1 pseudogene is annotated in these 831 nt (G+C 66.9%); it reads right to left on the bottom strand.

Going from position 1 to position 831, the window contains the following annotated elements:
- A pseudogene (locus EN750_RS41575) lies at nt 1-831 on the bottom strand (autotransporter outer membrane beta-barrel domain-containing protein); the annotation flags it as partial.

Consider the following 831-nt stretch of genomic DNA (forward strand, 5'->3'; position numbering starts at 1 on the left):
CCCACCGATTGCGCGAAGATGCCGTGCGAATTATCGCCCTTGGTCAGGATCTCGCCCGACCCGAAATTAGTCACATGAACGGTTTCGCCACTCTTGCCGCCGGTGCCGCCGGCGCCGCCGAGGCTCAAGGTTATGGCCACATTGGAGTCCTTGGCCGAGGTGCCCGAAGCGCCGCCGACGCCGCCGCTGCCGCCGATCGACTGCGCCAGTATGCCGTGCGAATAGGCCTTCTCGGTCTGGATCCAGCCGCTGTTTTCGACATTGACCTTGCCACCGTTACCGCCAACGTTGCCGGACCCGCCCAGTGACAGGTTGACACTGACTTCCGATTCATCGGTGTGACCGGTGCTTTCGCCGGCGCCACCGGCGCCACCGCCGCCACCCACCGACTGTGCGAAGATGCCGATGGAACGCTCCTGCTGGGTCCAGATGCCGGCCGTGGCGAGATTGAAGACGTCGACTTGGAAAGCGCTGCCACCGCCGCCGCCTGCCCCGCCAAGCGCCCCACCGATCGCATATTTACCCAATACGCCCGATGTCGCCGAGCCGCCGACACCACCACCGCCGCCGATCGAGTTGGCGCTGATACCATACGAATCGGCGCCGTCGGTCACGATCAGGCTCCTGTTGGTAACAGAGACCGTGCCGCCATTGCCGGCACCACCCGCGGCGAGGCCGATCGCCGCGCCGATGCCGACGGACGTCTCGCCTTCGCTGCCTCCGCCAACGATCTCCTCGTCGGTCGAAGCCGCGCCGCCGCCGCCGCCGCCGCCGCCGACCGACATCGCCAGGATACCGATGGAATTGCCGCCCTGGGTCCGGATTACCCCG

This window comes from Mesorhizobium sp. M7A.F.Ca.ET.027.03.2.1 (genome assembly GCF_003999175.1).
Lineage (GTDB): Bacteria > Pseudomonadota > Alphaproteobacteria > Rhizobiales > Rhizobiaceae > Mesorhizobium.